23 protein-coding genes, 1 pseudogene and 1 riboswitch are annotated in these 24,534 nt (G+C 27.1%); of the genes and pseudogenes, 4 read left to right on the top strand and 20 right to left on the bottom strand.

The window, feature by feature from the left end:
* Window positions 1–75: 75 nt before the first annotated feature.
* The 3 genes from nudC to I2E98_RS09695 all read right to left on the bottom strand — a co-directional run bounded on the left by nudC (window position 76) and on the right by I2E98_RS09695 (window position 3,574).
* Entirely contained in the window at window positions 76–903 is an 828-nt protein-coding gene (gene nudC / locus I2E98_RS09705; RefSeq protein ID WP_195468717.1) for an NAD(+) diphosphatase, read from the bottom strand.
* 14 nt (window positions 904–917) lie between these two features.
* Complete coding sequence (locus I2E98_RS09700) at window positions 918–2,861, bottom strand: TetM/TetW/TetO/TetS family tetracycline resistance ribosomal protection protein (protein ID WP_195468716.1); 1,944 nt, start codon at window positions 2,859–2,861, stop codon at window positions 918–920.
* A gap of 146 nt (window positions 2,862–3,007) precedes the next feature.
* Window positions 3,008–3,574, bottom strand: coding sequence for a zinc dependent phospholipase C family protein (locus tag I2E98_RS09695; protein WP_195468715.1), 567 nt, complete (start codon window positions 3,572–3,574; stop codon window positions 3,008–3,010).
* Window positions 3,575–3,835: 261 nt separating this feature from the next.
* On the opposite strand from I2E98_RS09695, the gene uvsE reads away from it, so the two are divergent.
* On the top strand, window positions 3,836–4,798 hold the full coding sequence (gene uvsE / locus I2E98_RS09690; protein WP_195468714.1) for a UV DNA damage repair endonuclease UvsE: 963 nt from the start codon (window positions 3,836–3,838) through the stop codon (window positions 4,796–4,798).
* Between the two features lie 284 nt (window positions 4,799–5,082).
* Window positions 5,083–5,571: pseudogene (locus tag I2E98_RS09685) on the top strand (SDR family NAD(P)-dependent oxidoreductase); the annotation flags it as partial.
* 62 nt (window positions 5,572–5,633) lie between these two features.
* On the opposite strand, the gene I2E98_RS09680 reads toward I2E98_RS09685, so the two are convergent.
* From I2E98_RS09680 to I2E98_RS16190, 3 genes are all read right to left on the bottom strand, one after another.
* Entirely contained in the window at window positions 5,634–7,028 is a 1,395-nt protein-coding gene (locus tag I2E98_RS09680) for a PH domain-containing protein (protein ID WP_195468712.1), read from the bottom strand.
* Window positions 7,025–7,429, bottom strand: a complete 405-nt coding sequence (locus tag I2E98_RS09675) for a GntR family transcriptional regulator (RefSeq protein ID WP_195468711.1) — start codon at window positions 7,427–7,429, stop codon at window positions 7,025–7,027. Before I2E98_RS09675 ends, I2E98_RS09680 begins: the two co-directional genes overlap by 4 nt.
* A gap of 136 nt (window positions 7,430–7,565) precedes the next feature.
* On the bottom strand, window positions 7,566–7,694 hold the full coding sequence (locus I2E98_RS16190) for a hypothetical protein (RefSeq protein WP_279324976.1): 129 nt from the start codon (window positions 7,692–7,694) through the stop codon (window positions 7,566–7,568).
* Between the two features lie 154 nt (window positions 7,695–7,848).
* Here I2E98_RS16190 and I2E98_RS09670 point away from each other — a divergent pair, with 154 nt between their 5' ends.
* Entirely contained in the window at window positions 7,849–9,228 is a 1,380-nt protein-coding gene (locus I2E98_RS09670) for a GntP family permease (RefSeq protein ID WP_195468710.1), read from the top strand.
* Between the two features lie 99 nt (window positions 9,229–9,327).
* Here the strand turns inward: I2E98_RS09670 and I2E98_RS09665 are convergent, their stop codons facing one another.
* The 11 genes from I2E98_RS09665 to I2E98_RS09615 form a co-directional block, all read right to left on the bottom strand.
* Entirely contained in the window at window positions 9,328–10,203 is an 876-nt protein-coding gene (locus tag I2E98_RS09665; protein WP_195468709.1) for a carbohydrate ABC transporter permease, read from the bottom strand.
* On the bottom strand, window positions 10,203–11,045 hold the full coding sequence (locus I2E98_RS09660; RefSeq protein WP_195468708.1) for a sugar ABC transporter permease: 843 nt from the start codon (window positions 11,043–11,045) through the stop codon (window positions 10,203–10,205). Before I2E98_RS09660 ends, I2E98_RS09665 begins: the two co-directional genes overlap by 1 nt.
* Window positions 11,046–11,175: 130 nt before the next feature.
* Window positions 11,176–12,561 (bottom strand): ABC transporter substrate-binding protein, encoded by a 1,386-nt coding sequence (locus I2E98_RS09655; RefSeq protein ID WP_195468707.1) that lies wholly within the window; start codon window positions 12,559–12,561, stop codon window positions 11,176–11,178.
* A 379-nt stretch (window positions 12,562–12,940) separates the two neighbouring features.
* Window positions 12,941–14,422 (bottom strand): cobyric acid synthase, encoded by a 1,482-nt coding sequence (locus I2E98_RS09650; RefSeq protein ID WP_195468706.1) that lies wholly within the window; start codon window positions 14,420–14,422, stop codon window positions 12,941–12,943.
* Window positions 14,415–15,077 (bottom strand): diphthine--ammonia ligase, encoded by a 663-nt coding sequence (locus I2E98_RS09645; protein WP_195468705.1) that lies wholly within the window; start codon window positions 15,075–15,077, stop codon window positions 14,415–14,417. Before I2E98_RS09645 ends, I2E98_RS09650 begins: the two co-directional genes overlap by 8 nt.
* Window positions 15,078–15,110: 33 nt before the next feature.
* Window positions 15,111–15,866, bottom strand: coding sequence for an ABC transporter ATP-binding protein (locus I2E98_RS09640; RefSeq protein ID WP_195468704.1), 756 nt, complete (start codon window positions 15,864–15,866; stop codon window positions 15,111–15,113).
* Window positions 15,867–15,877: 11 nt separating this feature from the next.
* A complete protein-coding gene (locus I2E98_RS09635; RefSeq protein WP_195468703.1) occupies window positions 15,878–16,909 on the bottom strand; it encodes an iron ABC transporter permease in 1,032 nt (343 codons plus the stop codon).
* Window positions 16,890–17,819: an ABC transporter substrate-binding protein gene (locus tag I2E98_RS09630; RefSeq protein WP_195468702.1), complete on the bottom strand. Its 930-nt coding sequence runs from the start codon at window positions 17,817–17,819 to the stop codon at window positions 16,890–16,892. The genes I2E98_RS09635 and I2E98_RS09630 overlap by 20 nt, the downstream gene beginning before the upstream one ends.
* 326 nt (window positions 17,820–18,145) lie before the next feature.
* A riboswitch (cobalamin riboswitch) is annotated at window positions 18,146–18,328 on the bottom strand.
* Window positions 18,329–18,351: 23 nt separating this feature from the next.
* Window positions 18,352–19,425, bottom strand: a complete 1,074-nt coding sequence (gene cobD / locus I2E98_RS09625; RefSeq protein ID WP_195468701.1) for a threonine-phosphate decarboxylase CobD — start codon at window positions 19,423–19,425, stop codon at window positions 18,352–18,354.
* 12 nt (window positions 19,426–19,437) lie between these two features.
* Window positions 19,438–20,388 (bottom strand): adenosylcobinamide-phosphate synthase CbiB, encoded by a 951-nt coding sequence (gene cbiB, locus I2E98_RS09620; protein WP_195468700.1) that lies wholly within the window; start codon window positions 20,386–20,388, stop codon window positions 19,438–19,440.
* Window positions 20,389–20,408: 20 nt separating this feature from the next.
* Entirely contained in the window at window positions 20,409–21,011 is a 603-nt protein-coding gene (locus I2E98_RS09615; protein WP_195468699.1) for a histidine phosphatase family protein, read from the bottom strand.
* A gap of 221 nt (window positions 21,012–21,232) precedes the next feature.
* On the opposite strand from I2E98_RS09615, the gene I2E98_RS09610 reads away from it, so the two are divergent.
* Window positions 21,233–22,609, top strand: coding sequence for an MATE family efflux transporter (locus tag I2E98_RS09610; RefSeq protein WP_195468698.1), 1,377 nt, complete (start codon window positions 21,233–21,235; stop codon window positions 22,607–22,609).
* 22 nt (window positions 22,610–22,631) lie between these two features.
* On the opposite strand, the gene I2E98_RS09605 is transcribed toward I2E98_RS09610, so the two are convergent.
* From I2E98_RS09605 to I2E98_RS09595, 3 genes are all read right to left on the bottom strand, one after another.
* Window positions 22,632–23,009, bottom strand: a complete 378-nt coding sequence (locus I2E98_RS09605; RefSeq protein ID WP_195468697.1) for a bifunctional adenosylcobinamide kinase/adenosylcobinamide-phosphate guanylyltransferase — start codon at window positions 23,007–23,009, stop codon at window positions 22,632–22,634.
* A gap of 63 nt (window positions 23,010–23,072) precedes the next feature.
* Window positions 23,073–23,858 (bottom strand): adenosylcobinamide-GDP ribazoletransferase, encoded by a 786-nt coding sequence (locus tag I2E98_RS09600; RefSeq protein WP_195468696.1) that lies wholly within the window; start codon window positions 23,856–23,858, stop codon window positions 23,073–23,075.
* 74 nt (window positions 23,859–23,932) lie between these two features.
* The gene (locus tag I2E98_RS09595; protein ID WP_195468695.1) at window positions 23,933–24,529 is read right to left on the bottom strand and encodes a bifunctional adenosylcobinamide kinase/adenosylcobinamide-phosphate guanylyltransferase; all 597 of its coding nucleotides are present in this window, start codon (window positions 24,527–24,529) and stop codon (window positions 23,933–23,935) included.
* Window positions 24,530–24,534 lie beyond the last annotated feature (5 nt).

The raw sequence follows: 24,534 nt of genomic DNA, 5'->3' as shown, positions 1-24,534 counted from the left end.
TATAAATTCTAGGCGAAAATTTCACCGTTTCCGGAAAATAAATATTTCATTTTTTCGCCCCATGTAATGCGCAATTTATTTCAAAAGTTCATCTATAATTTTTCTTGCAATAGTATTTTTATCTGGTAATATTGGTAAATTATCTTTACTATACCAATCTGCATGAATAATCTCTTCACCATCAACTTTTATATCTCCACTTTCATACTCTGCTGTGAATCCAATCATAATAGAATTAGGATATGGCCATGGTTGACTTGAAAAATATTTAATATTTTTTACCTTTATATTTACCTCTTCTAACACTTCACGTTTTACGCATTCTTCTAAAGTTTCATTTACATCTACAAATCCAGCTACATTACTATGTAACCCTTCCGGAAAATTCTTGTTATTTGCTAGTAAAATCTTATCACCTTTAGTTATTCCTACTATAATCGCAGGACAAACTTGTGGGTAACTCATATATCCACATTTCTTACACTTCATTGCAAACTCATATCCAACAAAATCATTTTCTCCACCACATACTCCACAAAACTTATTAGTTTTATGAAAATGAATAATTTGAGCTGCTCTTCCACAAACAGGCACAATATATTTATCAATAATAGCAGTTCCTTGTCTTAAGGCAATAAATTTTAATTCTCCTGACACCTTAATACATGAACTTACTTCACCACAAAAACAATGTATTTCATTAATTTTACCTAAATGATACATTATCTCAAGACCATCAATTAAATTTTTAACATCCTTAAATGTTGGAATAAATACTTTCCCCATATCTTCTTTAATTAAAATCATTTTATCTTGAAATAAAAAATATAAATCCTCATCTCTATTTCCCTCTGGGAATTTAGGATCTGCTATAAAATTCATATAATTATCGTTATTAATCATACATTTATACTCCTCTACTCTTCTATAATTTCACAATGCATATACTTCTCTACTTCATTCCAGGGTACAATAAAGCCTTGCCCTTTAGAACAAAATACTGAATTTGAAGAATATTCTATATCTGCATTCTTGTTATAAGCTCTTTTTTTAAGAACTTCTTCCCTATTATGACATACATCATATCCATCAAATATCAAATTTATATTTCCTTTCCCCTTAGTAAATGCAATAAGTTCAATACTGTAATTCATAAAAGTTGCCACTGGTCCTCTTCCTGTTATTCTAACTTTATTTAAACTAGTCTCCGGTGGATTAAAATTACCACAAAGCCTTTGAATATCTGATAGGACTCTTCCAATATAGTCTAACTCTACATCAATAGAAAATTTATAAAATGGCTCCAATAATATATTATCTGCTTTTTCTAATCCTTGCCTTAAAGCTCTAAAAGTTGCCTCTCTAAAATCGCCACCCTCTGTATGTTTATTATGTGCCCTACCAGTTAAAAGAGTAACTTTAATATCTGTAATTTCTGAACCTGTTAATATTCCATGATGTTTTCTTTCAAATAAATGAGTTTTTATCAAATTTTGATGCCCAGTAGTTAGATTATCCGCATGACATTTATTTTCAAAAACAATTCCAGAACCTCTAGGAATACTTTCTAACTTTAAATGTACTTCAGCGTAATGTTTTAATGGTTCAAAATGTCCATATCCATTAACTGTATCATTTATAGTTTCTTTATATATTATTTCACATGGTCCAAAGTCTACATTAAAATTAAATCTTTCTAATATAACTTCCTTTAATACTTCTAATTGTATCTTTCCCATAATATGAACATGTATTTCTTGAAGAGTTTCATTCCAAATAACATTTAGGGCAGGATCTTCAGCTTCCAACATTTTAAAATATCCTAACACTTCTTTTACATTACATGTTTTATCAAAAATCACACTAGACATTAAAGTTGGAATCATATTAAATTTTAATTTTTGCCTTAATACTCCAACTCCCTCACCTACATTTAAGCTTGTAAGACCTGTTACTGCAAAAACATCACCGGCCACAGCTTTATCTACTGTAGAAAACTTACTTCCATTATAGACTCTTATAGTGCTTATTTTTTCTTTTGAACTACTACTATTTATTTCATCTCTAACCTTTAGTATCCCACTTAAAGCTTTAATAAATGTAATTCTTGTTCCATTATTGTCATGTCGTATCTTATATACAACTCCTGAAAATTCGTCATTTTCATTGTAATTAGTAACTGTTAACTCTTCTAAAGAATCTAAAAACTCAGTTATTCCTTGATCTTGAAGCGCTGATCCTGAAAAACATGGAAATATATTCATTTGTTTAATTAAAATTCTTAATTTATTAATCCATAAATCATTATTATATTCTCCATTAAAATACTTTTCTAATAACTCTTCATCTCTTTCAGCTATAAATTCTATTACATCATCTTTAATATCTCTAATATTTTCTATATAGCAAACATCTTTAGTTAAATCTGTCTTTATTTCATTAATTGCATTATCTAAATTTGCTCCAGTCCTATCTAACTTATTAATAAAGAAAAATGTAGGAACATTATATTTTTTAAGTAATCTCCATACTGTTTCTGTATGAGATTGTACACCTTCTACCGCACTTATGACTATAATTGCATAATCCATAATACTTATGCTTCTTTCCATTTCACAAGAAAAATCTATATGTCCTGGTGTATCTACTAAATAATATTTTGATTTTTCTATTTCAAATACCGCTTGATCTGAAAATACTGTAATTCCTCTTTCCTTTTCTATATCATGACTATCTAAAAAGGAATTTTTATGATCTACTCTTCCTCTACTTCTAATTGCATTAGTATGATAAAGAATTTGTTCAGAAAAAGTTGTTTTTCCAGCATCTACATGAGCTAATACCCCTATTGTTTTTTTCATATAATCACCTTTTTCTATAAACAATAAATAAATTTATATTTAAATTATATCACGACTATCTATAATTACCATTTAAGATTTCCTTATAATAAAAAACGCAGTAATAGTAATCTATATCTTACTATTACTGCGTAAATCTTTCTCAATTAAATATATGATTCAAATGCTTTAACAAAATATTTTTCTGTCAAATATAAAAGCTGACAAGTTGTCTTTATTGTATAGAATATATCATTTACACAATCTTCTTCTAAACTTAAATACTCTTGCCTATTTCTCTTTAATTCTTCAAGATAATCTACAGAGTCATCTATATTATCTAAAATATTTTCAAAAATATCTTTATTTTTTTTCAAAGTCTTTCTTAGTATTAAATGCAAGGTAAATTCATATACAAAATGATTTTTCATATCTTTACCATAATATTCTTCTAAGTGATATTTACAAAAACAATCTGCAATATAATGAGCTATTTTACCTATGATAAATGATACTTCGTTAATATCTAAATCATTATTTTCAATGTATTCTTTATATTCAAGCATTTTATCTTTAGAAACACTATATGTGTGTTTAATCTTATTTCCTCTCTTGTGTAAATCTGGCTCTACACACCCTGCTAAAAACCTTTTTTTATTTAAACTTAAATTATATTTTTCATTGCACAAATTATAACAATATGAGCCTATGGCTAAATGTGTGTTTACTAGCATAAGATTTCTCCCCTCGTCAGAATTTTAAAATACTCTATAATCCCGACAATATTATTATACAACATTATTACGAATTTTGATTGTTCTTTTATTAAATTTATTATGGATTATCTGTAATATTTTATTACTTTTAACTACTATGTAGATATTTCAGTAAATATTACATTTAAATATTTATGATTAAATATAAAACATATGACCAATTTATTATGCACATAATAAACTAGTATTATTAATTATCTGTATGATTGGAGGAAAATTATGAGGGTAAGACTTGGATATGTAGCTATTTCTAAAGCTCTTGGTAAAAAAGTTACTTCTTCTAGCACTGTAACTTTTACAAATTATAATAAAATTACTCTTCCTAATAAAAAATTAGAAAAACTAAAATCTGTAGCTGCTTCTAACTTAAGAGATTTAGAAACTATAATTAGATATAATATAGAAAATAATATTCATTTTTATAGAATTACTTCTGCTTTAATTCCCCTAGTTACTCATCCTGAAGTTGGTTATTGGGGACATAGAGAATTTTTAAAAAAGGATTTTGAATATGTAGGAAAATTAATAAATGATTCTAAAATGAGAGTAGATACTCATCCTGATGAATTTAATGTAATTAATAGCATTAATCCTAAAGTCGTTGAAAATACTAAAATAAATCTATTAAAGCAGGCTGAATGGTTTGAAGATTTTAAATATGACTTAGGAAAAATGGTAATCCATGTTGGCGGTGCTACAAATGGAAAAGACGCTGGTTTAGAAAGATTTATCACCAATTTTACTACTTTTCCAACTGAGGTAAAGTCAAAGATTATTATTGAAAATGATGATAAGACATATACAGCCCAAGAAACACTAAAGTTATGCAATGAATTAAATTTACCTATGGTTTTAGATATTCATCATCATAATTGTAATAATAATGGTGAAAATATTTATGAATTAATACCTAAAATATTTCTTACATGGGAAAATCAACAGCTTCCTCCTAAACTTCATTTTTCCTCTCCTAGAGACGGTGAAAAAGATAGGAAACATTCTGATTTTATTAATGCAAATGATTTTATAACCTTTTTAGAAAATATTAAACTTCTTAATACTGATATTGATATAATGCTTGAATGCAAGGAAAAGGATTTAGCATTATTTAAGCTTGCAGACGACATAAAAGAATTAAAACCTGAATATAAATGGATCGATAAAAGTACTTTTATTGTATAAAACTAAAAAAAGTGTACATAATACAATATGATGTAAAACATACTGCAATATATTTTACACCATATTACAACTTTAGTTATTTCGACAGATAGTATTTAAAAAACTAGTAGCATCCTATCAATAGTTGCTACTGTTTTTTATTTATAAAAAATCTATTTAATTATTTCCATAAATAATAAAGTTCTATTATATAGTAACATTATCTGATTTTCACTTTCTATATCTTTCACATATGAAATACTCAATTCATATTTTAGAATTGTATAAATTTCATAGGAGATTTTATGAATAATATAAATTATGATTGTATAGACTATGATAAACTTCCCAAGAAATTTCCGGCTCAACACCAGGATATTCAACCTGGAATTGAAGCTGAAATGAGTCCTAAACCAATATTTGATAATCCTTGCTATAGAGGTAGTGAAAAACTAAAAGGTAAGGTTGCTCTAATAACAGGTGGCGATAGCGGAATTGGTAGGGCTATTGCAATAGCCTTTGCTAAAGAAGGAGCTAGCGTTGCTATTTCTTACTTATATGAAGAAATAGATGCTAAGACTACTAAAAGTTGTGTAGAAGGCTATGGAAGCAAATGTATATTATATATGGGTGATATTTCTTGTAAATCTTTTTGCAAAAGTTTAGTTGATTGTGTTGTTAAGGATTTTGGAAAAATAGATATATTAATAAATAATGCTGGTGTTCAATTTCCTCAAGAAAGTATAGAAGATATTTCTCAAGATCAACTTGAATTAACTTATAAGATTTGTATAGTACTTACAATACGTTTTTGATTTAATATTTTACATAGTATTGTTTAATTGTTACAAACTTCTTAGCTTTTTTCTAGTACTTTTTCTAATTCACTATAATACTTTAGTGTTTTATCATTACTTTTATCATTGAAAAAAATATAACTATTATCTTTTAACTTAATACTAATACAATTTTTATTTTCAAAATAAACATATAATTTACACTTTCCATAACCATTAATACTGAAGTTACCAAGATTATATGTTGATGCACCTACTCCATTTGTTCGTATTCCAGAAGGTAGATTATCTAGCATTGCTACTTCTTCAATATCATCAATATCAAATTTTGTTCCATAAGTTGGTGCGTTTATTTTAACAATATTATTATCTATACTTAAAGTAAACTTAGCATGATCAAACCTTACCATACTTACTGTAGTACCTATAATAATTATTCCAGCAAATATTAAAGATCCATAATAAATTATTCTTCCCTTTTTAGTTCCTAAATTATAAGTAATTCCATAGCCTGTCCTATCTTCAACTGTTACAGATCTATCATTGGGATTATTATATACTCCTTTACTCCAAAACTCATCATTATCAGTATAAATAGGATTCTTACATGTATTTAATATTCTACCTTGTTCTTCTCTTATTTTATTATTTATATAAAATATACCTATAAAAATAATTGTTGCTGGTACTACTATTGATAAAATAAATAATATTATACTATTATTGTTATTTAAAAGAAGTAAAAACATAAATAACATACCAATACTTTGAGTTGTAGCTGCAGTTATAGTTCCTAATGTCCATGTTCTTTTAAATATAGTATTATATGCTATATTAGCATTTGAATCCTCACTGATTACATCTGTCTTTCCTTTAGAATATATTTTATACATAATAAAGAAAATTATATTTCCTATTAATGCATTAGCTGATCCAACTCCTAAACTTGTTCCATATTCTTTTATATTATTAAAAACTATTGCAATTGGAATTAATGAAATTATAAAACTTGGAATAAACCATAAAATTGATACAGGCATCTTATCTTTTAATCTAGTAACTTCTGTATCTATAGTAACTAATCTTTTACTTGGTAATAGCCAGTTATTTTTTCTCTTTAAATCTCTTAATTTTTTATTATATTTTATAAATACTCTTCTATTAATATAAAAAATTATACCAATCCATAAAAATAAATATATAATTTGATTTGAATTAAACTTAAAAAAAACTGATGGAATGAATACTATTATTTCTATTATATATAAAATTATATTTTCATTTTTAAATTTTTTTGTTATTTCTAATACTTCTTTATTTTTAAGTTCTAAAAAAGGAATAGTTACTCCTATTAAAATATTCTTATTACCATTAACTACATATCTACAATTAAAATACATTGATAAGATAATTACTATTGGTACACTTAACCATATAATACCAAAAATCGTCATTTTTTCCCCTCATTCCACGCTATTTTTAATCCATTCATATTTTTATAAATATCTTCACACATTTTCATAAACTCTTTATACACAATTCCCTTTATACCAGATTCAGCAATTATAAGTTCTAGTTCACTTTCTAACTTTTCCTTAAATTCCTTACTAGTATCTATGGCTGGATTAACCTTAGCTCCATGTCTTCTATCTATTTCAATATATCCTTCATTTTTTAGTATCGTATATGCCTTATTAACAGTCATATTATTAACACCTATATCTTCTGCCATTTGTCTGACTGTCGGAAGCCCTTCTCCTTTTTTTAATTCTCCTCTTCCAATTCCCATAACAATTTCATTTCTAAGTTGAACATAAATAGGAATATTGCTAGTCATATCTAAATTAATAATCATTATTTTTCACCCCTTTGTATACTTTGTATTATATATTATAATACAAAGTATACAAAGAAACAATATTAAATTGAAATTTTTACAAATAAAAAAGCAACATCAATTAGCCTTATAAACTAACTGATATTGCTTAATATTATTTTTTTAAAACTAATCCCTTACTTCTTATACAAGTACATTCTCTTGCTTCCTTAGTATGTAAACATTGATATTTTATCTTTTTGGGTGCTTCTATCTCTACTTGTTTTTTATCTTTTTTGTCCATTTTTACTAACTCCTTAATATAGGTAAGCATAAAACTCTTTACTTATATCTATTTTATTATATAATAATTGTTATTGTTTAATATATATTATATACTACTTTTTTGATTAAGTACATATAATAAATTTAGTAAATTATATATAAGGAGAAAACAAATGATAAGTTTAATCGGATTAATACTTTCTTTATCACTTATTATGTATCTTGCATATAAAGGCTATTCTACTATAATTACAGCTCCTATTGTAGGATTATTAACTATCTTAATTTCACTTGGTCTTAATAGTCACTTAATGGCTAATTATACAGAAGTTTACATGAGCGGATTTGCTAACTTTGTAAAAAGCTATTTTCCTTTATTCTTAACTGGAGCTATTTTTGCAAAACTAATAGATGAAGTTGGTTATGGTAAATCTATAGCATCATTTATTACAACAAAGCTAGGAAAGGATAAAGCAATTCTTGCAATTGTTTTATCTGGAGCACTTTTAACATATGGGGGTGTCTCTTTATTTGTTGTCGCTTTTATATTATATCCATTAGCAAATATTTTGTTTAAAGAAGCAGATATACCTAAAAGACTTATACCAGGAACTATTGCTCTAGGTGCATTTACTTTTACAATGACAGCTATGCCAGGTTCACCTGAAATTCAAAATGTTATACCAATGAGCTATTTTGGTACAGATACATTTGCAGCGCCATTAATAGGTATAACAGCAAGTATTATTATGTTTACTTTAGGTATGCTATGGCTTACAAAAAGAGCTAAAAAAGCAAAAGATAATGGTGAGGGATATGGTAATCATTCTGATACAAATAAAATTGATTCTAATGAAAAATTACCTAATGTAATTGTATCTATTATACCTATTTTAATAATATTTATTACTAACTTTACACTTTCAAAATTTTATTATCCTCATATAGATGGAAGTTATTTAGAACAATACGGGGTTACGCTAGATAAAGTTTCTGGAACATGGAGTGTAATAATATCTATAGTAATCTCAATAGTTTATATTATATTATTAAATTATAAAAAACTTAAAAATTTAAATAATACACTTAGCGATGGAGTTAAGAATTCTTTTCTTCCTTTATTAAATTCTAGTGCTATAGTTGGATATGGTAGTATAATTAAGGCATTGCCTATTTTCATCTCAATACAAACTAGTATTATGAATATTTCTTCTAATCCAATTATTTCAGAAGCTATTTCTGTAAATATAATTTGTGGTCTTACAGCCTCTGCATCTGGTGGATTAGGAATAACATTATCTGCTCTTGCTCCAACCTTTGTTGAAATGAGTCAAAATTTTTCTATTTCCCCGGAAATACTTCATAGAATTGCATCTTTATCTTCAGGTGGATTAGACACTTTACCTCATAATGGAGCTGTTATAACAACTTTAGCTATTTGCGGATTAACTCATAAACAAAGCTATAAAGATATATTTGTGACATCGGTTGTTATACCTATTTTAACTACAATAATTATAGTAGCAATAGTTTCTATAAGGTTTGCTTTTTAATAAAAATAATAAATTATAATAGTATATTATTGTAATAAAAAAATCTCTATTTATTAATAAATTTAACTTATCAATAAATAGAGATATATTTTTTATTATTTATCCTTTTACAGCTCCAGCTGCAATACCTTCTATAATATGCTTTTGACAAACTAAATAGAAGATTACTATTGGTATAATAGCAAGAACTAAAACAGCCATCATAGCCCCCATATCAACAGCACCATATCCACCACGTAAATATTGTACAGCCATAGGTAATGTTTTGTAATCTGAACCTAAAACTAAAGTAGGAAGTAAATAATCATTCCATATCCACATTACATTTAAAATAGCTATTGTAATAGATATTGGTTTTAATAATGGTAATACTATTAAGAAAAATGTTTGTATTGGATTACATCCATCTATCATAGCCGCTTCTTCAATATCTATAGGAATCGATTTAACAAATCCACTAAACATAAATACAGAAAGTCCAGATCCGAACCCAAGATATATTATTATAATTCCAAGAGGATTATCTAAATTTAACATATTGGCTATTTTGCTCATTGTAAACATAACCATTTGGAATGGTACTATCATAGAAAATACAAACAAGTAATATAAAGAGCTTGTAACTTTTGATTTTACCCTTGTGATATACCAAGCTGTCATTGATGTAAATAAAATAATTACAGCTGTTGAGCATATGGTTATAAATACAGACAATCCAAAGGCAGAAATAAATCCTGTCTTCTCTATACCATTTATATAGTTATCTAATCCTGAAAAAGTTGTTGAATTTGGTAAAGCAAAAGGTGTCCTACTTATATATAATTTACCTTTAAATGAATTGTATAATACTATAAATATCGGTGCTAAAAATAGTACTGATAAAACTATTAAAATAATATAAAGAAATATATTATTTTTCTTTTTAGGAGTATATCTTAATTCTGTATCCTTTTTAGTATTTAATTTTGCTTCCATTAATTTTCAACCTCCTTCTTTCTAGTAATACTTAATTGAAGTAACATTATTACTGCCACTATTAAGAAGAATATTACTGCTTTTGCCTGTCCTACTCCTTCTGAACCTACTTTATTATAGAATGTCTTATATATATCTAAAGCAAGCATGGCTGTCTTTCCACCTGGTGCCCCATCAGTTAATGCTAAGTTTTGGTCAAATAATTTAAATGCATTTGACATAGTTAAGAAAAGACATATAGTTATTGATGGCATAACTAGTGGAATTGTAATTTTTCTCAAAGTCATCCATTTAGATGCTCCATCAATTTTGGCACTTTCTATCAACTCTCCTGGTATATTTTGAATACCTGCAATATATATAATCATCATATATCCAATTTGTTGCCAGTTGAGTAAAATAACTAATCCCCAAAATCCATACTTAGGATCATATGTTAAATTAACCCCAAAATAATTAAGGATTCCATTTAAAATTATTAACCATATATAGCCTAAAACTATTCCTCCAATTAAATTAGGCATAAAAAATACAGTTCTAAATATGTTAGTACCTTTTAATTTTCTAGTTAAAAGATATGCTAATGCAAATGCAAATACATTAACAGTTATAACTGATACAATAACAAATTTAGTTGTAAAAATTAAAGCATTAATAAATTCTGGACTTGAAAATGCCTTCCTATAGTTATCTAATCCTACAAATGTTGCATTAGTTACAGTAGTAAATTTAGTAAAAGATAAATATATTCCCATTATAAATGGTACTAAAAATGCTATTGCAAAAGCTATTAATGTAGGTAATGCAAATAACCAAAAATATTTTTTCATACTCTTTTGCATATTCTCTTCCCCCCATACAAAATTATATTTATATTATGTTATTAACTATTTCATTTTTTCTTTATGTCTATAGCCTAATATATTTAATATTAAAGGCAGCACATATTCATATGCCGCCTTTATTTAAATATTATTCGGCCTTTTCAGCCTTCCAAGAATCCTTTACAGTTTGTACAACATAATCCCAATCTTGAGTACCTTGAACATATTCAAGTAAAGCACCAGCAAAAGTATCTTTAAAGTTTTGGCTTGGGAATGCTTGGAATGTCCATTTAACTGTTTGTAAATTTTCCTTTTCCATCCAGTTTATAACTTCTTTTGATAATGGATCTGCAGGCTTTTCATCATCATTAAATGTATCAAATGGAGCAATAAATCCTAAATCTCCACTAACATAACCTTTTCCTGTATCACTTGTAAATAACCAGTTTATAAAATCAATAGAAGCTTGTTGCTTTTCTTCAGAAACTTGACTATTAATAGCTAAATAGTTCTCTGTACCAATGCAAAGTCCTTGATTTTCTTCACCAGCTATACCTGTATATATTGGTAGGAATTTAATATTTTCCTCTTTAACAGTGTTACCATCTATACCGTTAATTTGTGACCAAGCCCAGTTACCATTTTGAACCATAGCACAATCACCTAAAGCAAATTCTGCCATTGAATCATCAACACTCTTATTTCCTAAAACACCTTTTTCTGAAACAGAATTATCAGTATATAAGTCATATATATTTTTGAAGTTTTTATTATATTTGAATTCAATTTCATTTGCATCTAAACCTGCTTGAAGAACGTCTCCACTTTCCCCTGCGTTATCTTTAAATTCATAATATAATGGTAAGTTTGCTAAATGTGTTTCCCATCTCCATGCATTACCTGCAGCCATTGATGTTGATGCAAATACACCTTCAATTCCAAGCTTATCTTTATTATCTTGCATATCCTCAACTACAGCCTTTAATTTATCAAAATTATTGATATCATCCATGGATTCAACGTCTGTTGCTTTATTTTCTAGTGCAAAATATTTTTGCATTATTTCATCATTATATATAATTCCATATCCTTCAACAGCGTAAGGTATACCATATACTCCATCACCACTTGTAACTGCTAAGCTTTTATCAAGTAAATGATTGTAAAGATCTGTATCTTTTAAATCCAGACAATAATCTTTCCATGATTCATATCCAACTGGTCCATTAATTTGGAATATTGTTGGAGCATCTTTCTTTGCTATTTCTGATTTTAATGTTTGTTCATAAGTACCACTTGCTGCAGTTTCAACTTTCACTTTTACACCAGTTTCAGATTCATAATCTTCAGCAATCTTCTTATATACATCTGCAATTTCAGGTTTAAAATTTAAAAAATAAATTTCTGTTTCTGTAGTTTCATTAGCAGAAGTACTTGTAGCACCATCACCATTTTCTTTACTTCCACATCCTACAAATGCACTTGCCACTAGTGTTGTTGCAAGAGCAATGGCTAATAGTTTTTTAATTTTCATAAATTCCCTCTCCCTTAAAATAAACTTTACTATATAAAATATTTGTAAAAATATTTATATATCAACAAACTTCTGGAACAGTTATCGGAACCGTTTCTTACAAGCATTAAAAAATATTTTTATTTACATTTATTTCCTTTACAGAATTATTGTATATTATTTTTGAATCAAATTCAATTCAATTGAATATTTTTACAATTTTTACTTTTTTAGTAACGTTTATATTTTAATTTAATATTTTTTATGTTTTTTATTGGTGAAATCGTTAACAAAATTTCTTTTATTGTATATTTCATAAATAAAAAGAAGTAGCTTAATTTATTTTTACTACTTCTTAATTTAAATATCCTTTATATAAAAAATTAAAACTACTAAGTAACTATATATTTATTACTCTTCTTATATTAATATTTTCTTCAAATATCTTAGCTAATTCATCATACTGATTTAATTTATAAACTCTATAATCTAACAATTCCTTTTCTATAACCTTTAACCCTTTAGTTTCTCTAATATCATTAATAAAATTCAATAAAAAATCTTTGTCATCAAATATCCCATGTAAATAAGTTCCTAAAACATTCTTTTCCTTATTATAAACACCTAGAACTTCATCATTTTCACCTTTTATGAAAACTGAATCTTCATCTTTAACTTTTGTAACACCATTATGAATCTCATAACCTTTAACATTAACTCCAATACAAGATTTAAATATATTACAAGCATTTTTAATAATACCATTAACTTGTTTCGTTCTTTTTTCCTCATTAAAAATAGTTTCTATATCAAGAAGATTAAATCCCATTTCTGAAGTAACTTCCCCTTCAATCCCTTTTAAATCACTTATATTTCTACCAAGCATTTGATATCCACCACAAATCCCAAGTATAATTACTCCCTCTTTTTCCAGAGCTTTTATTCTATCAAAAATTCCATTTTCCTTTATAAATCTTAAATCATTTATAGTATTTTTAGTTCCTGGTATTATTATTAAATCTGGCTTATTTATATCCTCAACATTATTTACATATCTTATAGTAACATCATTCAATCTTTCTAGATTATTAAAGTCAGTAAAATTTGACATATGAGGTAATCTTATTATTGCTATATCTAATCCTGTTATATCTTTATTTTTTATTCTTTCAGTTACACTATCCTCATCTTCTATATCTAATTCAAAATAAGGTAATACTCCAAGGACTGGTACTTTTATAATATCTTCTAACTGCTTCATTGCATCCTTAAAATAATCTACATTTCCTCTGAATTTATTTATAATAACACCTTTTACTCTAGCTCTTTCATCCTCATTTAAAAGCATTAAAGTACCTAAAACTGATGCAAAAACTCCTCCTCTATCTATATCTGCAACTAATATTACATCTGCATCTGCTGCTTTTGCCATTGACATATTTGCTATATCAGTTTCTCTTAAATTAATTTCAGCACAACTGCCTGACCCTTCTAATATCATAACTTCATAATCTTTTGAAAAGCTATCAAAGGTCTCTTTAACAATTTCTTTTAGCTCTTTATTTAACTCTTTATATTTATAAGCATCCATAGTGCAATGAACTTTTCCATTAACAATGACTTGTGTTTTATTATTTCCACTAGGTTTTAATAATATAGGATTCATATATGCCATAGGCTTTAACTCACAGGCCTCTGCTTGTACAACTTGTGCCCTTCCCATTTCTAATCCATCTTCAGTTACATAAGAGTTTAATGATATATTTAATGCTTTAAATGGTGCTACCTTAAAACCTTTATTCTTATAATACCTACATAATGCTGTTGCTACTGTACTTTTACCTACACCTGAAGCTGTGCCTAAAACCATTATCTTATTCATTTTTACTTTCCTTTACATCTAAGAAACCATGGGTTTCATTTTTAATAATATTCAAGTGTTGAAATTTAATTGGATATTTAAATATTGGGCCATCATATACAAATGTGTGATACTCACCATTTTCTCCACAAGCATCTGATCCTGTTTCTTTTATATCTTTAACTACTTCTCTTGTTAAAACTTTTCCTAAGAAATCTTCTCCCATACATTCAAGCTTTACATTTTTTATTACTGTTTTAAAACCACTATCTATAAATTCATAAACTAACTCTTCTCTATTTTCTTGCCATAAAGGAAAGTTTGCTTCTATTCCTGCTTCATTACATCTTGCAGTACACCATTCTCTATGTGCTTCTAAATCTATATCTCCAAATACACATGAATGAATTCCTAAGCTATCTTTTGCCTTAATTAATGCTTCAGTAAATTTACTTTCGTAATCATTACCTTTAGTTTCTACTAATATTAAAGGTATATCTAATGATTTAGATACTTCTTTTATTAAATTTTCAGGAATTCCGTGAAACCAAGATCTATTTTCTTCTTTATTTACTGTTACAAGTAAAGATGCTGGAGTATCTCCATTCCTTATCATTCTGTATAATGCTAAAGTACTATCTTTTCCACAGCTATATGACATTACAAACTTCTTCATAAGAATACTATCCCTTATTAATATTATAAATAACTACTTCCACTTTTCTAAAGCATCAATCATGAAGCCTTTTACATCTATTCCATAAACTTCTTTCAACTTTTCTCCACTTAATACTTCTTTAGGAGATCCTGAACTAATGATTTTACCATTATTCATCATTACTACCTTTTCCCCAAAAGTTTGAACTAAATTTAAATCATGTAATACAGCAACAACAATTTTATTATTTTCTTTAGTCCATTTATTTAGATAATCTAATATTTCTATTTGACATTTTAAATCTAAGTGATTTGTAGGTTCATCTAAAAGAATTACATCTGGATCCTGTGCAAAGGCCCTAGCTAAATATACTCTTTGTAATTGCCCTCCTGATAATTCACTTATTAATTTATCTTTAATATCTATTAAACCTACATTAGCTATACTTTTAAGAATTATTTCATCATCTTCTTTATTTATTCTTGAAAATACTCCTTTTAAATGTGCATATCTTCCTAAAGCTACTGTTTCATAAACTGTATATGGGAAATATATATTACTAGCTTGCGTCATTAATGCAACATTCTTTGCTAAATCTTTTCTATTTAATTTACTAATTTCCCTTGAATCAAGTGTAATATTTCCCTTATAATCTAACAAATTAGCAATGGATTTTAAAAGAGTGCTTTTGCCACATCCGTTAGGTCCAACTATACAAAGATTATTTCCACGTTCAATAGTAAAGCTTACACCTTTAACAATTTCTTTATTGTCATATCCACATCTAACTTCCTTTATTTCTAGCATTAAAACATCTCCTACTTTGACTTTTTAAAATATATATAAGCAAAAAATGGTCCACCAATTAACGCTGTTATTGCTCCAACTGGTAATTCTGATGGTGCTACTATTGTTCTTGATATTAAATCAGTAATTATCATCATACAACCACCTAATACCACTGACATTGGTATAACGTAAGCATGCTTTGATCCAAATATTTTCCTAACAACATGCGGAGCAATTAAATCTATAAATCCTATAGTTCCACTAAGAGCAACAGCACTTCCTGTAAGCACTGCTACAAATAAAAATAATCTTCTTTTAACTTTATTTGTATCTACTCCAATAGCTTTTGCTTCATCTTCACCAAAAGTTAATACATCCATTTCTTTAAAATAAAAAGATACACCTAGAATACCTATAATAAAAAATGGTAATCCTGCTTTTACATAACTCCATCCTCTCATAGAAAATGATCCCATTGACCACATTGTTATACTTTGCATTTTATCTGAGGCCAAGGCTGAAATAGTAGTTAATGTAGCACTAAAAAATAGTGATAATACCATACCTGCTAATATTATTGTTGTATTAGAGAATCCCTTATCAACCTTTTCTGAAAATTTCAATACTATTATCATAGTAATTAGACTACAAACAAATCCAACTATTGGCAGAGTTAATCTTCCTAAGAAAGGGATTGATACTCCTGTTACGATAATAATTCCTACACCTAATGATGCACCAGATGATAATCCTAATGTATATGGTGATGCTAATTGATTTTTCAAAACTGATTGTACTATAGCACCACTAGCTGCAAGAGATCCCCCAACCATAAATGCAAGTAAAACTCTAGGTAATCTTAAATTCCATATAATCGTTACTTGCTTTGGATCAATTCCATCTAGTAAAGGGACACTAAAAAACTTATTAGCTAAAATAGAAAAAGTATCAAATATGCTAATATTGGAACTCCCACTGGAAGTTCCAATACATATAGCTAATAATACCAATGGAATTGATAATATTAATAATATTTTATTTTTAGAAGTCTTTATATTCATCTGGATAAACAGCCTTAGCCATTTCCTTTAATGCCTTTATTATATTTTGAGATCCTCTTGAAGAAGAGTTTTTATCAATTTGATATACATCACCATTTTTTACAGCAGTTACTGTGTCCCAACCTTCTCTGCTTACTATATCTTCAACAGCAGTTAAACCAGCTTCATTTGTTCCTGGAGAATTTGCTAAAATAACATCTGGATTAGCATCTATAACAGCTTCTGGTGTTACTGTTATCCATGAGCTTTCATCTCCAAAGATATTAGTTGCTCCAATAGTTTCTATCATCTCATTTAAGAATGTTTCATTTCCAAATGTATAAAGTCCTGAACCTGCTCCAATTTCAAAATAAACACTTTTCTTATCTGTTATAGTATCACCTATAGCTTTTATAGACTCTACGTCTTCTTTCATTGAGTTTATTAACTCTTCTCCTTCTTTTTCTGTTCCAGTTAAATTTGCAATAAATTCAATATCTCCATATATTCCATCAATACTATAACTACTTGGAATATATGCAACTGGAATTCCAGCTTCTTTTATTAAAGCAAATGGATCTTCATCCCCCGCTTTATTATGTCCTGATGCAATAACTATATCTGGATTTAAAGCTATAATAGCTTCTGCATCTGGATTTCTAAAATCTATTTTAGGTATATCTTCACTTACACCTTCAACATCAGCTGAATATTTATCTACTGCTACTAATTTATCAGCTAAACCTAAAGCTACTAATACCTCAGTATTAGATGGTGCAGTAGATATTATAGTATTTACTTCCTTAGGAACATTAAACTCATTTCCTTCCCTATCTTTCATTGTTGTAGGCTTGCTTGAACATCCTACAAATATCATCATAGCCATTACAAAAGTAGCTACTAATGATAAAACCTTTTTCATGTTTTGCATTATAGTTCCTCCTAAATTTCCATCTTAGAGGGGTATTAATTTAGTTAGTAGTATAAAATTAAATTTTATATATTTTTCTTTTATACTAATTATTTAATAAATTATATCTCTAACTAAAAAGAGCGCTTCATTTATGAGAGCGCTCTAAAATACATAATAATTTTTGATAATTTCCTAATTAATATCTCTTTTAAAATAGATGTTCAGAAAATAAGCTTAACATTTTAGCTTGTTAAGATAAATTCCAAATATTTAAAATTCATATAAGTAAAGTATATTAACCCCATTATCTATTATTCGTATCTATTATCTCACCCTCAGAAGATAATATTTTCATCATAGTAGGCAGGTCTCCCGGCTTAACTTCATCCTACTTTTCATACCTTCCCGCAATCATTATGCAGTGGCAAATTAAATGAATTTCGTCAGTTTTACGGTTACTGGGGTAGCTTAGGATTTTAACCTAATTCCCTATTAAGATTATAAACACCTATTATAGTTTAAATTCATACCCATTATATAATTATGTACTTTATTTGTCAAACAGGACATTTTTTAGTTCACTAATTAATTTATTATTTTCTTCCCTAGTTCTTACCGCTACTCTATAGAAACTACTATTTAGTCCAATATAATTATCACAACTTCTAATTAATATTTTTCGTTTTATAAGCTCACTTTTTAAATCTAAATCTATTAATAATTTAAACATAATAAAATTTACACTTGGTTCAAAAACTTTTAAACTATTAATTTCTTTTAAAGCACTATATAAATATTCTTTCTCATTTTTTACATATGATATACTTTTTTCAATATAATCTTTTTCTTTTAACCCTTGAATAATTCCCTCAGAGGCTATTATATTAACACTCCAAGGCACTATAACTTTATTAATCTCATTTATTATTTCATTATTTGAACACAATCCATAACCTATTCTTGCTCCAGGAATGGCAAAAAATTTAGTCAATGATTTTACAATTATAAGATTTTTATAATCCATTAATAAGTCATTGCTTAAATAAAGTTCATTTGGTTTTATAAAATCTAAAAATGATTCATCTATCACTACTGTTGTATTGGTAATTAATGATTTATTCAGTACTTTTCTTATAAATTCTTTTGTAGTTAGACAACCAGTTGGGTTGTTAGGATTGCAAATAAAGATTACATCTATATCATCTTTTATTCTATTAATAAATTCATTGTCTAAATTAAAATCATTAGATTCTTTTAGTTTGTAATATTCTATTTCACCATTAACACTTATAATTGCTTCTTCATACTCTGAGAAAGTTGGTGCTGGCAATAATGCCTTTCGTGGCTTTAAAGCTCGTACAATATTAAATATTACTTCTGCCGCACCATTCCCCAATGTAATATTACTTATATCTATTTTTTCAAATTCTCCAATAGAATTTTTTAAATCAAAATAAGTTATATCTGGATATTTAACTACTTTATCAATTGCATTTATCATAGCAGCTTTAACATTTTCATTTAATCCTACTGGATTTATATTAGCTGAAAAGTCTATTATTTCTCTGGAATCAAAATTATATTTTCTTGCAATTTCCTCGGTATTTCCTCCATGAACAGCCAAAGTATCTCCTCCTTAAAATATAATATTACTTATAATTCTATTAATAAATAACGCCATAGCACATCCTAAAATAGCACTACAATATAATATATTATTTGTTTTATTTACTTTATCAACATCTATTTTTTCTATATCATCACCTATAGTTGGCTTCTCTACAAGCTTTCCAAAATAATAGTTTGCACCACCTAATTGAACATTTAATGCTCCTGCTACAGCTGCTTCCGGATGAGCACTATTAGGACTACTATGATTATTTTTATCTCTTTTATAAATTTTAAAGCTATTTTTATAATCTAACCCTAAAATAAAAGATACTATTACTATGAAATATCCACTTAATCTTGCTGGAATGTAATTAAATACATCATCTAATTTTGCTGGAAAATATCCAAATTCAATATATTTATCATTTTTATATCCAAACATTGAATCCATTGTATTTACAGCTTTATATAAGAAAGCTAATGGAGCTCCCCCAATTCCAACATAAAAAAGTGGAGCAATAACTCCATCAGACATATTTTCGGCTACTGTTTCTACAACAGCCTTCAATATGGCCTCTTTATCTAAGTTTTTAGTGTCTCTTCCAACTATATATGATAACTGCTTTCTTGCTCCCTCAATATCATCTTGTATTACATATTTAACAACTTTTAAACCTTCAACTTTAAGGGCCTTTGTTGATATACAAAAATAAATCATTATAGCTGATAATATTATTCCTAAAACATTATTAATTGCATATGCCCCTTTTAATAAAAAATAATTAAATAAAAATACAATTATCACTACTGTTATCCAAGTTAATAAACCTGCTATTTTTAATGATTTCTTTAATACTTTCCTAAAAAACTTTTCGGTTACCTTGCATAAAGATCCTATTATTCTAATTGGATGAATTGGATTTTGTGGATCTCCAATTATTAAATCCAATAAAAAACCTAATATTGTTTCTATCATTGTTCTAACCTTTCTATCAATTAAATATTATCTATACTTACAATTTTAAATTTATTATCCTTTTTATCTAAAGTTAAAGTATATCCTCTTCCACATGATGGTTGATGTTCATAAAAACTTTTACTACTGTCATAAAAACTTTCTAATATAGTACCTATTGTTCCTCCATGACAAACTAAAACTGCTGAATTTATATTTTCTTCATAACACTTTTCTACAAACATATTAAATGCTTTTTTTATTCTTTTACTATATTGATCTTTACTTTCTCCATTAGGACATAATACTTGTCCCTCTTTATCAGTAATCCATTTAATATATTCTTTATTTTCTTTAAGCATCTCATAGCTTTTCATTTCAAAATCACCAAAATCATATTCCCAAAACTCATTAATTTCACTGTATGATTTTTTAGGATACAGAATTTCTAATGTTTCATTTGCTCTTTTTGCTCCACTAGTAAAAAAACTATTACATTCTGGATACTTTATTGTATTTTTAATATCATTTAGTTCCCTTATTCCATTTTCACTTAAATTTATATCACTCTTTCCACAGTAAAGATGTTTTTCATTTGCTTCTGTTTTGCCATGCCTTATTAAATATAGCACCAACTTTTCCATAACTTTATTTTCTCCTTATAATTATCTCTTACGAGAATATCACTTTTAAGTTTTTTCTACAACTAACTTTTTATTAATTATTATATATTTCTTATTATATTACCTAACTTAATTTATATTTTTCTAAACCCTATAGTATTGTCATAATATTCTTCCAATTTACTTACTATACTTTTTAAGGTATTATAAAAAGTCGTAAAAAAAACAAGGAGTAATAATCTATGAATAACAAAAACAACTTTGCACAAGGAAGCATATCTGCTAACATACTTAGTTTAGCTATTCCAATGACCTTAGCTCAACTTATTAATGTTTTATATAATGTTATTGACCGTATGTACATAGGACATATTCCAAATGCATCAACTCTAGCCTTAACAGGAATTGGTCTTACTTTTCCTATAATAACAATGATTTTAGCCCTTGCTAATTTATTTGGAATGGGTGGTGCCTCTCTATGCTCTATTGCAAGAGGTAAAGGTGATTATGAAAAAGCTGAAAAAATAATGGGAAATTCTTTTTTTATGCTTATCATTTCTGGTGTAGTATTAACTATTTTATTTTTAGTTTTTAAAGAACCACTTCTTTATCTTTTTGGAGCAAGCAAAAATACTTTTCCTTATGCTAATAGCTATTTAACAATTTATTTACTTGGTAGTATTTTTGTATGCATAAGTTTAGGAATGAATAGTTTTATAAACTCTCAAGGATTTGGGCGTATAGGAATGATGACTGTTTTACTTGGAGCAATAACTAATTTATTATTAGATCCATTATTTATATTTGTATTTAATATGGGAGTTACTGGCGCGGCCCTTGCTACAGTTATATCTCAATTATTATCTACTATTTGGGTACTTAAATTTCTTACTAGTAAAAAGGCTATTTTAAAACTTAAAGTATCTAACATAAAATTAGATATATCTTTAGTAAAAGAAATAACTTCACTAGGCATGTCAGGATTTATAATGTCAATTACAAATGGAGCTGTTCAAATTGTATGTAATTCAACACTTCAAACATTTGGTGGAGATCTTTATGTTGGTATAATGACAGTTATTAGTTCCATTCGTGAAGTTATTACAATGCCTGTTTCCGGATTAGTTAATGGAGCTCAACCTATACTTGGTTTTAATTATGGTGCTAAAAAATATTCTCGAGTAAAAAAGGGAATTAAATTTATGTACATAACATGTATAATTTATACAACTTTAATGTGGCTTGCTATCATGTTAATTCCAAAATTCTTTATTAATATCTTTAATAATGATCCAGAGTTAATTTCTAAAGGAATTCCATCATTAAATATATATTTCTTTGGATTTTTCATGATGGCATTGCAATTTGCAGGTCAAGCAACCTTTGTGGCTTTAAAAAGACCTAAACAATCAATCTTCTTTTCATTACTTCGTAAAGTAATAATTGTAATACCTGTTACATTAATTTTGCCTAACTTATTTAACTTAGGTGTTTATGGTGTATTCTTAGCTGAACCAATTTCTAACTTCATATGCGGAATTGCCAGCTTTACTACTATGATGCTTACAGTATGGAAATCACTAAAAAAAGAAAAACCAACAAATAATATTGTTGATTAAACTTAGTTCTATAAACTTATACTTAACCTTTAATTATTGTTGGTATACCACAAAATATTCTATACACACAGGAAGATTCTTTTGATAAGTACTGAAGACATCTTCCTGTTTCTTCTCTCCACATTCTATCCTCTTTTTTTAAAGGAACTATTCCACTTGAAATCTCATCTGAAATTATTATTTTATCTTTAAATAGATTTATATTTTCCTTTATATACTCAAGTGAATTTGTATCTTTTAATATATTATTATATGTAAATTTATGAAGTCCACAGATAACTTTTTTTGAAAAATCTATTTCATCTTCACCACAGTAAAATATATCGTCTTTATTAATATTAAATGTCTCTTTAACAAAATCTAGTTTCCCATTATATGCTCCACCAAAAACTAAAACCATAATTTTCTCCTTAAAACTAAACTTCTTATATTTATACTTATTGATTTTATATAACTTTAATAATCATATAAAACTTAAAATTAAAACCCCAATGGTTTCTGCAATAACAAGTCCATATCCAGCACTATCGCCTGACATTCCATCAAACTCTTTAGCTGCACTATTAACTAAAAAAGTGCTTACTAAAATCATTGCTAAACTCATTATTACTCCATATATTCCAAAAATAAATATTGCAATTATACTTGATATTGTCAAACATGCTAATAATATAAATCTATCTACTTTTCCTGTTCCTTGTTTAAAAAATGCTCCTAAAGAGCTTCCTTTCATAGAATCCTTTGATAATAATAAATATCCCATTAAGCTTCTTGAAATAATAGGTATTAAAATCAATCCAACAGCACTAGTATTAATATTATTAATAGTGTTATTGTTGATACTATTGCTTATTACAGTATAAAGACCTGAAAAATTTACTACAAATAACATTACTACAGATATAACTGAAAAAGCTCCAGTATGAGGATCCTTTAATATTCTTAACTTTTCTTGTTTATCTCTTCTAGATAATAGAGCATCACAAACGTCCATATATCCATCTAAATGAAGCATACCAGTTAATATAAATGGTGTTATTAAAGTAATTGCAGTTATTACCATTATACTTGCTCCTAATAGAGTTAACACTCTAAATACAACATACCAAATAAGTCCTACAATTAACCCTATTGCAGGATAAAATTTCATTATATTTTTTCCACCCTCATCATCCCATTCATATCTAGGTAGTGGAATAACAGTAAACATACTTATTGCCATTAAAAATCCCTTAAAATATTTCTTCATTCTTCCTCCTTACAATATATGGGTCTGCCTCCGGGGTTAATCCAAAATTTGGATTAACCCCGGAGGCGCTCCCATTATCTGGCTTTACCTTTGTGATAAATTATATTTCCATAAGAACATTCAACTACAGTATCTGCAAGTTCTGCTAGCTTTCTATTTATAATTCCTATTTCTTTTCTAAAGCTTTCAGTATAACAATCATATTGAATACTATCACTAAATAAATAATCTGACACTATAACTACATTACCTGATTCATTAATAACTTCTAATATTCCAAATAAGATATCACCACTAACTTCTTTAAAAAATTCCTTTCCTTGAAACATATAATTTGTAACAAGAGATGTTACACTGTCTATTAAAACAGTATCATTTTTTTGTATTAATTTAGAAACCTTACTCATATCTATTGTTTCTTCTATTGTATTAAATCCATATCCTTCTCTTTCTTTTAAATGATTTTCTATTCTTTTTAAATCCTCTAAATCATATGGATTCATTGTTGCCACATAATATAATTTTCCATTTTTTATTTCTGGATTTTCATGTAAATCTACCTCTAAATCCTCTTCTAAATATATTTTAAAAGATTCATTTAATGATTTAGCCAAATCCTGTGCAAACATTGATTTTCCACTTTTAGCTCCACCAACTACTAAAGCAATCATATTAA

The sequence above is a fragment of the Clostridium sp. D43t1_170807_H7 genome, assembly GCF_015555905.1.
In the GTDB taxonomy this organism is placed as follows: domain Bacteria; phylum Bacillota; class Clostridia; order Clostridiales; family Clostridiaceae; genus Clostridium.
The sequence above is the reverse complement of the archived record's forward strand: the minus strand, read 5'-3'. Positions and strand labels throughout refer to the sequence as shown.